This is a genomic window from Photorhabdus tasmaniensis (assembly GCF_011189505.1).
Lineage (GTDB): Bacteria > Pseudomonadota > Gammaproteobacteria > Enterobacterales > Enterobacteriaceae > Photorhabdus > Photorhabdus tasmaniensis.
In genome coordinates, this window is sequence record NZ_PUJU01000083.1 from 1 (window position 1) to 10,898 (window position 10,898).

9 protein-coding genes are annotated in these 10,898 nt (G+C 43.3%); 3 read left to right on the forward strand and 6 right to left on the reverse strand.

The window, feature by feature from the left end:
• Positions 1–361 precede the first annotated feature (361 nt).
• The 4 genes from hemG to pepQ are packed head-to-tail and all read right to left on the reverse strand — an operon-like array spanning position 362 to position 4,360.
• Entirely contained in the window at positions 362–898 is a 537-nt protein-coding gene (gene hemG / locus C5471_RS21990) for a menaquinone-dependent protoporphyrinogen IX dehydrogenase (protein WP_133816323.1), read from the reverse strand.
• 26 nt (positions 899–924) lie between these two features.
• On the reverse strand, positions 925–2,376 hold the full coding sequence (trkH, locus tag C5471_RS21995) for a Trk system potassium transporter TrkH (RefSeq protein ID WP_133816324.1): 1,452 nt from the start codon (positions 2,374–2,376) through the stop codon (positions 925–927).
• A 38-nt stretch (positions 2,377–2,414) separates the two neighbouring features.
• Entirely contained in the window at positions 2,415–3,026 is a 612-nt protein-coding gene (locus C5471_RS22000) for an IMPACT family protein (RefSeq protein WP_133816325.1), read from the reverse strand.
• Positions 3,026–4,360 (reverse strand): Xaa-Pro dipeptidase, encoded by a 1,335-nt coding sequence (gene pepQ / locus C5471_RS22005; RefSeq protein WP_133816326.1) that lies wholly within the window; start codon positions 4,358–4,360, stop codon positions 3,026–3,028. The genes C5471_RS22000 and pepQ overlap by 1 nt, the downstream gene beginning before the upstream one ends.
• A 274-nt stretch (positions 4,361–4,634) precedes the next feature.
• Between pepQ and fadB the strand changes: the two genes are divergently transcribed.
• Both fadB and fadA read left to right on the forward strand, forming a co-directional pair.
• Positions 4,635–6,821, forward strand: coding sequence for a fatty acid oxidation complex subunit alpha FadB (fadB, locus tag C5471_RS22010; protein WP_133816327.1), 2,187 nt, complete (start codon positions 4,635–4,637; stop codon positions 6,819–6,821).
• Positions 6,822–6,832: 11 nt separating this feature from the next.
• Complete coding sequence (fadA, locus tag C5471_RS22015; protein ID WP_133816328.1) at positions 6,833–7,999, forward strand: acetyl-CoA C-acyltransferase FadA; 1,167 nt, start codon at positions 6,833–6,835, stop codon at positions 7,997–7,999.
• A gap of 80 nt (positions 8,000–8,079) precedes the next feature.
• On the opposite strand, the gene fre is transcribed toward fadA, so the two are convergent.
• Both fre and ubiD read right to left on the reverse strand, forming a co-directional pair.
• A complete protein-coding gene (fre, locus tag C5471_RS22020) occupies positions 8,080–8,781 on the reverse strand; it encodes an NAD(P)H-flavin reductase (protein ID WP_133816329.1) in 702 nt (233 codons plus the stop codon).
• Between the two features lie 10 nt (positions 8,782–8,791).
• Entirely contained in the window at positions 8,792–10,264 is a 1,473-nt protein-coding gene (gene ubiD / locus C5471_RS22025) for a 4-hydroxy-3-polyprenylbenzoate decarboxylase (RefSeq protein WP_133816330.1), read from the reverse strand.
• A gap of 345 nt (positions 10,265–10,609) precedes the next feature.
• On the opposite strand from ubiD, the gene C5471_RS22035 reads away from it, so the two are divergent.
• Positions 10,610–10,732 (forward strand): SymE family type I addiction module toxin, encoded by a 123-nt coding sequence (locus C5471_RS22035; RefSeq protein WP_133816331.1) that lies wholly within the window; start codon positions 10,610–10,612, stop codon positions 10,730–10,732.
• The last annotated feature ends 166 nt before the right edge of the window (positions 10,733–10,898 follow it).

Consider the following 10,898-nt stretch of genomic DNA (forward strand, 5'->3'; position numbering starts at 1 on the left):
CAAAGAAACTGACTGTTATTTCGTCATGAATTAACTGTTGTTCACTCTTCAAGACTTTAGTGTATTTTTTTGTGATACGGTCTTGTGAGTGCCCACACAGATTGTCTGATTAATTGTTAAAGAGCAGGCTGAAACAAAAATTGATATTCTCGTTCAGCCGGGCTGCGTATACTACGCTTTTCGCCCGCAGAGTCAAGCGCTTATTCACTTTGCTCTGCCTGGCCTCACAAGCTTTGTCAGCGTTGTGTCGGTCAGTGGTGGCGCATTATAGGGAGTTCTTCGTCGCTGGCAAGCGTTTATTTGAAAAAAACTGTCGTTCGCCGATTTTTCCAACGAAGCACTGAAAAAAAGAACAAATCAGTTATTTTTTACTCGCCACTTTAAGAAAATCATCTGCAAAACGATCAACTTGCTGCCAGTCGGTATATTCAATCTCTTTGGTTGTATCCGTTTCCCCACCAGTCATCTTCATGATCAGTTTAACCATTACACGATCCAGCCAGCGATAACGAGGATAAAGTAACGCACCAGCAAAAACACCACACAGATCTGGCTGCCAAGGAGTATTAAGCAGAAATTTACGAACATATACATTCGTTTCAGGTGTGCACTTCTCTGGTTTCCTTGCTGTCAGATTCACGCCAAAAAATGCGGTTGGTATTTTATTAAGTTGTTGTTGATGGCGAATAGCAAATTTTTTCAGTGCTGCACTAAAATGACCATATCTGATTGAAGCGCCAATCATAACCTTGTCATAAGATTCCAAATCGATTGTTTTTGCTGTTGCCAAATCTCTGAGATCGCATATCTGCCCTGCTCTGCGTAGATTCTCAGCAATGCGGGTAATAATTTTCTTAGTCTGCCCATCCCGACTGGAATAAAGCAACAAGCAGTTCATAACTATATCCTTCTTCTTCCAATAGATTATTCACGCCAGAAGGTCGGTGTAAATAAAACTAACAAAGTGAATACTTCCAAACGGCCAAACAACATCGTTATCACTAATATCCATTTAGCAGCAGGATTCATTGCAGTAAAGTTATCAGCAACAACACCCAACCCAGGCCCTAGATTATTCAGTGTAGCGGTTATCGCAGAAAAAGCAGAAAGTTCATCTACGCCAGTAGCGATAAGTAATAACAAGCTGATGATAAATACCAAAACATAGGCAGAGAAGAATCCCCAGACAGCTTCAATAATACGCTCAGGTAATGCTCTTCGCCCCAATTTTAAGGTATAAACCGCATTCGGATGAACCAACCGCTTCAACTCACGGGAACCTTGCAGGAATAGCAATAAGATACGAATGACTTTCAGCCCCCCCCCGGTCGAACCCGCACAACCACCGATAAAAGCAGAGCACAACAACAGTATTGGCAAAAATGAGGGCCAACGGGCAAAGCTATCTGTACTGAACCCAGCCGTTGTCGCCATTGAGACAACCTGAAAAAAAGCTTGGTTGAGTGTCTCCATTCCCGATTTATAAACAGCATAGTGCCATAAGATAAAAGTACAGATAATCACCAGTGCTAATTGAATAGAGATGAACATACGGAATTCAGGATCCCGCCAGTACACTGTCAGGCTGCGTCCCGTTAACACCGCGAAGTGCAGACCAAAATTGCAACCAGAAATCAGTAGAAAAATTGCAATGATAGTATTTATCACGGGGCTATTAAAATAGCCAATACTGGCATCATGAGTAGAAAATCCACCAATTGCAATGGTTGAAAAGCTATGGGAAATAGCATCAAAAACTGACATACCAGCCGCCCATAACGCCAGAGCACAAGCAATTGTCAGTAACACATAAATCAACCACAAAGTTTTTGCTGTCTCAGCAATTCGTGGTCGCATTTTATTATCTTTCAAAGGCCCTGGCATTTCAGCCCGATAAAGCTGCATTCCCCCAACCCCAAGCAGAGGCAGTATTGCAACAGCCAGTACAATAATCCCCATCCCCCCCAACCATTGCAGCATCTGCCGATAGAAAAGAATTGCTTTAGGTAGAGTGTCAAGCCCAATAAGTGTTGTAGCGCCCGTTGTTGTTAAACCAGAGAAAGATTCAAAGAATGCATCTGTAATAGAAAGATTTGGCTGCTCAGAAAAGATGAACGGTAAAGCCCCGACACTACCAAGTACCGTCCAAAACAAAACAACGATAAGAAACCCTTCACGGGGTTTTAATTCATGTTTTTGCTCCCGGTTTGGTATCCAAAGCATCAAACCGATAACTAAAGCAAAAATAAATGTCTGACTAAATGCACGCCCAGCGCCATCACGATAGATAAGTGCTACCAATCCTGGAATAATCATGGTGACAGAGAAAAGAATGACAAGCAGCCCAACAATACGGGTTATGGCACGAAAATGCATTCAGCTGGTTCCTTAGAAATCCAGTTAACAGACAATATTTACAGATCAGGTGTTAAATACAGTACACCACGACTCAGATCACGTAATTTATCACCGACTTCACCCACAAGGGTAGCTGGAAGTGAAATTCGCAAAGTAACCCTCTCTGCATATTCACTGGCAATAATCTGGCCCTCTGATTTCTGTAATAACTGTTCAATCATAGAGATATGGGCATATTCACACTGCAAGGAGCAGATTTTCTGTGGAACCTTATATTTTGTTTCCAACAATTTCAGCGCCTGTTGGACACTATTTCCATATGCCCTTACTAATCCACCGGTACCTAATTTTATTCCGCCAAAATAACGGACAACAACTGCGGTTATTTCGCCGATGTTATTTCCCATAAGCGGGGATAGCATTGGCTTACCTGCGGTCCCTGAAGGCTCACCATCATCAGAGAAACCCAATTGTTGTGAATCATCCGGAGCACCGGCAACAAATGCCCAGCAATGATGCCGGGCATCAGGGTACTGAGCTTTGATTTGCTGGATAAATGCCTTAGCTTCATCTACCCCACAGGTATGCTCCAGCAGGGTAATAAAACGACTTTTTTTAATCTCTTCAGTCAAACTCACTGGAGCTGTGGGTATCAAATAAGGCTTCATTATGGCAGTTGCAGATCCCTAGTCATGTTTTCCACCTTATTCTCATGGATAACAATGTTATCTTCGATACGAATACCACCAAAAGGTTTAAACATCCCAATTTTATTCCAGTCAAAATGCTTACTGAAATCACTTTCACGCCAAGGTGCAAGCAACGATTCAATGAAATAAAGGCCCGGCTCGATAGTTAGTACCATACGGGGTTCCAGAATACGGGTACAACGCAGATATGGATATATGGCCGGAGCTGCTAAATGTGTGCCTGTATCATCCTGCATAAACCCTGCCGCATCATGAACTTGCAATCCAAGAGGATGACCAATGCCGTGTGGAAAGAATGGCGTTGTCAGCCCTTTTTCAACTATAGCTTCTTCACTGATATCTTTCACAATACCGTATTTTTTCAGCAATTTAGCAATCCGATGATGCATCTGAATATGATATTCGGTATAGCGCACTCCCGCTTTAATCGTACTGATTAGTGCTTTTTGTTCAGCATTCATATCTTTAATCAGAGCAGCAAATTCGTTATTACTTTTTGCTGAATAAGTACGGGTGATATCTGCTGCATAGCCATTATATTCAGCGCCAGCATCAATCAGGAAACTACGCATTTCTGAAGGTGCATTATGCTGTAATACAGTGTAATGCAAAACAGCCGCATTTTCATTTATAGCAACAATATTGTCATAAGGCACATCTGTATCACGATGACCTGTTGCCATCAGATAAGATATATTAATATCAAATTCACTCATTCCAGCCTGAAATGCTTCATAAGCTGCCAGATGCCCGACAACAGCCGTTTTTTGTGCTTCACGCATACAGACCAGTTCATAATCTGTTTTATATGAACGATAAAAATGCAAATAATCCAAAACGGCTTTCGGATTGATATTATGTTCAGAAAAACCAAGTTCTTTTGCTCTTGGTTGTGAACAACCAATATAAGCAACATTCTGTTTCACATAAGTACTTAACTCTGAATTGATATCTCCGGTATTTGCCAGATGAATCATTTCAACTTCTTTAGTCCAGTAACCGGTTGGCAACGGTTCTACGCTGTGCCAATAATCTACCGGTGAATAAAACCATAATTTAGGCTTATTAATACCATCTACCCATAACCAACAATTAGGTACTTTAGTGACAGGGACCCAAGCTTTGAAGTGAGCACTAGCTTTAAAAGGATAATCTCTGTCATCCAGAAAAATACGCTGTAATTCACCAGAGTGAATAAGCAGAGCATCCAATTGATTACAGGCCAGTACTTCGCGGGTACGTTGTTGCAATGTAGAGATATGTTCGTGGTACAGAGATGCCAACTTTTCCATTTCAATTGACCTTTTTTTATTTTATGGCTGAACCATTAGCTTATCACAGCTATTGATATTTGCAGGTATCACGCGAAAATCATCCCAATTTATCGGATCCTGCTAACTCCTTATTTATAAAAATATAAAAACAATTACTGTCAATGAGATACAAATCTTACTTGTGATCACCCTTGCAAAAAACTAATCACTCGTTTGCATTTACTTAACATAATAACCACAATCAAACCTATCTGGTCATACCAGATGGTATGCGCTCATTTAGGAGAACGACATGCTCTATCAAAGTGAAACAATTCAAGTAAGCTGGCTGAAAGATGGCATTGCTGAACTGGTTTTCAATGCCCCGGCCGCGATTAATAAACTGGATACCAAGACTGTTGCATCTCTGGATAAGGCTGTCGCCAGTCTGGAGCAACAAACTGAATTAAAAGGCGTTTTATTACGTTCTGATAAAGCTGCATTTATTGTTGGTGCGGATATTACTGAATTCCTCTCTTTATTCGATGCACCAGTAGAAAAACTGCAAGAATGGCTTAATTTCTCAAATAGCATTTTTAACCGGATAGAAGACTTGCCCGTCCCAACCATTTCAGCAATAAATGGTTATGCTCTTGGGGGGGGTTGTGAATGTGCTCTGTCTACAGATTTCCGAGTGGCCTCCCCCGATGTGCGCATTGGGCTGCCAGAAACCAAGCTCGGTATTATGCCTGGTTTTGGCGGCTCAGTTCGCCTTCCCCGCCTTATCGGAACTGATAACGCACTGGATATCATTGCTGCCGGTAAAGACATTGGAGCAGAAGAAGCATTGAAAAACGGCCTGATTGATGCCGTTGTCTCTGGTGAAAAACTGATTAATTCTGCTGTATCAATGTTGGAACAGGCTATTGCTGGGAACCTTGATTGGCAAGCAGCACGCCAGCCAAAGTTAGAGCCCTTAAAACTCAATGAAGTTGAACGTGGCATGAGTTTTAGCGTGGCAAAAGGTATGGTGATGAAAGTTGCTGGTCCTCATTACCCAGCGCCTATTACCGCAGTTAAATCCATAGAAAAAGCCGCTACACTTGGCCGTGATGAAGCACTGGAAGTGGAAGCCGCCAACTTTATCCCTCTGGCACAGACAGATGTTGCCCGTGCTTTAGTCGGTATTTTTCTTAATGACCAGTACATCAAAGGACTGGCGAAAAAACACCTGAAAAAAGTAACAATACCTGAGTATGCCGCAGTTCTGGGAGCAGGAATTATGGGTGGCGGTATCGCCTATCAATCTGCCCGCAAAGGGGTTCCTGTCATGATGAAAGACATCAGTCAGAATGCCCTTGAATTAGGAATGAATGAAGCTGCGAAACTACTGAACAAACAGTTTGAACGCGGCCGTCTGGATGCCATAAAAATGGCGAAAACTCTCTCTTCTATTCAACCTACACTAAATTATGCTGGCATCGAACAGGCTCAAATAGTGGTTGAAGCAGTAGTAGAGAATCCTAAGATTAAAGCAGCTGTACTTTCAGAAACTGAAACTCTGGTTAATGAAGATTGTGTTCTGGCATCCAACACTTCAACAATTCCAATTTCAGAATTAGCTAATTCTCTAAAACGCCCGGAAAATTTCTGTGGTATGCATTTCTTTAACCCAGTGCATCGTATGCCACTGGTTGAAGTGATCCGCGGCGAAAAAACCTCAGAAAAAACAATTTCAACTGTAGTGGCTTACGCCAGCAAAATAGGTAAAACACCTATTGTTGTTAACGACTGTCCGGGATTCTTTGTAAACCGGGTGCTGCTCCCTTATCTCCTTGGCTTCGGTATGTTGTTGCGTGACGGTGGTGATTTCCGCCAGATAGACAAAATTATGGAGAAGGAATTTGGCTGGCCAATGGGTCCTGCTTATCTTATTGATGTCATTGGTCTTGATACTGCATATCATTCTCAGTCAGTCATGGCTCAAGGGTTTCCGGATCGTATGCAGCGTGATTATAAAGATGCTATTGATGTTCTATATGAAAATCAACGCTATGGACAGAAAAACGGTATTGGTTTCTATAAGTACACACAGGATAAGAAAGGCAAACCAAAGAAAGAGCAGGACGAGCAAACTGATCAACTGTTGGCAACCATCTGCCAACCGAAGAATAATTTCTCCGGTGAAGAAATCATTGCCCGCACTATGATCCCAATGATCAACGAAGTTGTCCGCTGTTTGGAAGAAGGTGTCATTGCCAGCCCGGCAGAAGCGGATATGGCTCTGGTTTATGGTATTGGTTTCCCTCCGTTCCGCGGTGGTGTTTTCCGTTATCTGGAAACAATGGGAACAGCAAATTACGTTAAAATGGCTGAGAATTATGCTCACCTCGGTGCTCTTTATCAGGTACCACCTGGTTTGAAAGCCAAAGCTGAACGTAATGAAAGTTACTACCCTACAGCAGCAACGATTGCTGTCAGCACCGGAACAACAGCGTGAGGTCTGGAAACATGGAAAATGTAGTCATTATTGATGGCATCCGCACCCCAATGGGGCGCTCAAAAGGTGGTGCATTCCGTCAGGTCCGGGCTGAAGATCTCTCTGCTCACCTGATGAAAGAGATATTTAAACGTAATCCGGCAATACAAAAACACAAAGTAGATGATATCTACTGGGGCTGTGTTCAGCAGACTCTGGAGCAAGGATTCAACATTGCCCGTAATGCTGCATTACTGGCTGATATCCCTCACTCTGTACCCGCTGTGACCGTTAACCGGCTGTGCGGCTCATCAATGCAGGCACTGCATGATGGTGCCCGCATGATTATGACCGGAGAAGCTAATGTCACACTGATTGGTGGTGTAGAGCATATGGGTCATGTTCCGATGACTCATGGTGTGGATTTCCATCCTAAAATGAGCCTAAGTGTCGCCAAGGCCGCAGGAGTTATGGGTTTGACCGCCGAGATGCTGGCAAAGATCCACCATATCAGCCGTGAAATGCAGGATGAATTTGCACTTCGTTCTCACCAAAATGCAACACAAGCAACACAATCAGGTGCATTCTCCAATGAGATATCACCAATTTACGGTCATGATACCGATGGTACACTGAAGTTGTTTGATTACGATGAAGTTATCCGTCCAGATACCAACCTGAAAGATCTGGCAGCTCTGCGTCCAGTCTTCGATCCGATAACAGGATCGGTTACAGCAGGTACCTCCTCTGCCTTATCCGATGGTGCATCTGCGATGCTGATAACCAGTGAAGGCTATGCTAAAAATCTGGGGCTAAAGCCTCGCGCCCGTATCCGTTCAATGGCAGTTGTTGGCTGTGATCCTTCCATTATGGGATATGGCCCTGTCCCTGCTACACAGAAGGCCCTCAAAAAAGCAGGTCTGGAGCTGGATGATATTGGCGTGATTGAACTGAACGAAGCATTTGCCGCTCAGTCACTTGCTTGCATGAAAGGTCTGAATTTGCTGGATCGCATGGATGACAAAGTGAACCTTAATGGTGGAGCAATCGCTCTAGGGCATCCATTAGGCTGCTCAGGTGCCCGCATTACAACAACATTGTTGAATCTAATGGAGCGCCGCGATGTTCAGTTTGGGCTGGCAACCATGTGTATCGGTTTAGGCCAAGGTATTGCCACTATTATAGAAAGAATGGATTAAGAACTTATCTGTAAAAAATATTATAACTGAGTCGTTGTTGCCGTAATTCCCGCCTGTCAGGGGCGGGTTTTTTTATTATTTTAAATGAATTCGAAAGCATCACTATACATGTTGTCAGCAGAAGCATCACGCTCACTGCAAAAGCGTTCACGAGCAATTTTTGCCATTTCAAATCGCCCTGCAATATAGATATCATGATTGGCTAAACTGCCAAAATCCTCTAATACCGCTTTGAGCACTGTTCCAGTACGTCCACACCAACCATTCTCCGACTGTTCAACAACCGGAACAACCACCAGATTAGGATAACGCTCTGTAAGTAATTGTAATTCAGCAAGCTCATATAAATGTTGTGATTCTCTGCCACCCCAATAAATAGAGATCTGACGCTCAGGTTGTTCTTCCAACGCTGTCAGCAATATAGAACGGGTATAAGAAAAACCTGTCCCTCCCGCAATCAATAACAGCGGATTAGTACTGCTCTGCCGGAACCAAGCCTTACCATGAGGGATATCAACATTGATCATTTTCTGATCCAGAATTTTATCCATCACAGCCATCGCATATAAATTCAGCTCAGAAGCACCAATATGCAGTTCAATAAACTTCTTTTCTGAAGGTGTTGATGCCATTGAAAACGGACGCTTATCTCTCTGATCCATCACCACCATCAGATACTGACCGGCACGGAATGAGAACGGAGAATCGGGAAATAACCGTACCCGATAAACCGTCTCCGTAATAGCCTCGACAGAGGTTACTTTACAGCTCAGTGTTGTCATGCGTTCCCTCTTATGGTCCTAAAATATCTAATTCATCCCAAATCTTGTTGACGCGGGTACGCACTTCTTCACTCATCACAATAGGGCGTCCCCATTCCCTCTGCGTCTCTCCCGGCCATTTGTTCGTTGCATCCATTCCCATTTTCGACCCTAATCCTGAGACTGGCGATGCAAAATCAAGATAATCGATTGGAGTATTCTCCATTAATACTGTATCTCTTGCCGGATCCATTCGTGTAGTTATTGCCCAAATGACATCGTTCCAATCTCTGGCATTAATATCATCATCACAAACAATAACAAATTTTGTATACATAAATTGCCGCAGATACGACCAGACTCCCATCATGACCCGCTTGGCGTGACCAGCGTACTGTTTCTTCATCGTCACGACGGCAAGACGATAGGAGCAACCTTCCGGCGGCAGATAAAAATCGACAATTTCAGGAAACTGCTTTTGTAAAATCGGTACTAACACTTCATTCAATGCAACCCCTAGCACAGCAGGTTCATCTGGCGGACGACCAGTATAAGTCGAATGATAAATAGCATCGTGACGTTGAGTAATATGCGTTACAGTGAACACCGGGAACATATCGATTTCATTATAATAGCCCGTATGGTCACCATATGGCCCTTCTGGCGCTAATTCGCCAGGCTCAATATATCCCTCTAATATGATCTCAGCACTTGCGGGTACTTCCAGGTTATTTGAAAGACATTTCACAACTTCTGTTTTATATCCTCTCAATAACCCAGCAAATGCATATTCCGATAATGTGTCAGGAACTGGGGTCACAGCACCTAATATTGTCGCTGGATCGGCACCTAATGCAACAGCTACCGGGAAGCGTTCTCCTGGATGAGCCTGACACCATTCCTGAAAATCAAGGGCTCCACCGCGATGAGATAACCAGCGCATGATGAGTTTATTTTTACCCAGCACCTGCTGGCGATAAATACCAAGATTTTGCCGCTCTTTATTCGGACCACAGGTTACTGTCAGCCCCCAAGTAATCAGCGGAGCAGCGTCTTCTGGCCAACAGTGCATTATAGGAAGACGAGTTAAGTCTACATTGTCACCAGCCCAAACTTGCTCCTGACAAGGCGCACTATTAAGCCGTTTGGTCGGCATATTAAGAACTTGCTTAAATTTCGGTAGCTTCTCCACCAAGTCACGAAAACCTTTCGGAGGATCAGGCTCTTTCAAAAAAGCCAATAACTTACCTACATCATGCAAAGCCTTAACATCTTTCTGCCCCATCCCCATAGCAACACGTTCAGTAGTACCAAACAAATTACACAATACAGGCATTGAATAACCTTTGGGATTTTCAAACAACAAGGCAGGTCCACCAGCGCGAAGGGTACGATCCGCAATTTCAGTCATCTCTAAATAAGGATCAACTTCGAAGCTAACACGTTTCAACTCACCTTTCTGCTCCAATAAGGCCAGAAAATCTCTTAAGTCACGGTATTTCATACTATCCATTCATGCCGGTTTTTAAGGGGAAAGACATTATAAGCTATCCCACTCAGCTTTTTTATGTTTTTATCGCAAGACTACAAACTAAACCAATAACTTACTAAAAAGCAATGGGTTTAATTCAACCTTGCGACCTTAAAGTCAAATACAACGCAACGGGGCCCAATTAGCTAATACTTTGGTATCAAACTGCTCAGGGAAAAATTTATTGTGTTGGAATATTTTAACCCCTTCATTCTTACCACTAAAATAACGCAGTTCTTCGCCTGTAGTGGCATGATAATTCCGGACATCTTTTTCGCCTCTTTTTCTTGTTTCTCATAAACAGCAGGTGGCACACTGATGTGGCACAGTTTGCACTTAAAAGGGAACTGGCTGCAAGAAGCCGGGTTTACCACCGGACAGGCGGTGAACATCACCATTGAACGGGGGCAGTTGATGATCCGGCTGGTAGATAGCAAGTAACTATAAATCATAACCACCCGCATAGCGGGTGGTTTGCTCGCCCTATAAGGGCTTGTTACCGACTGCGCCTAAATGACGCTGCTTTCTCTTCGTTCAAGCTAAATGTCTTTGCTACTTTGGCTTACCCCTTGAAGGGGTCTACATGTTCTTTACTACTCAATTTGTC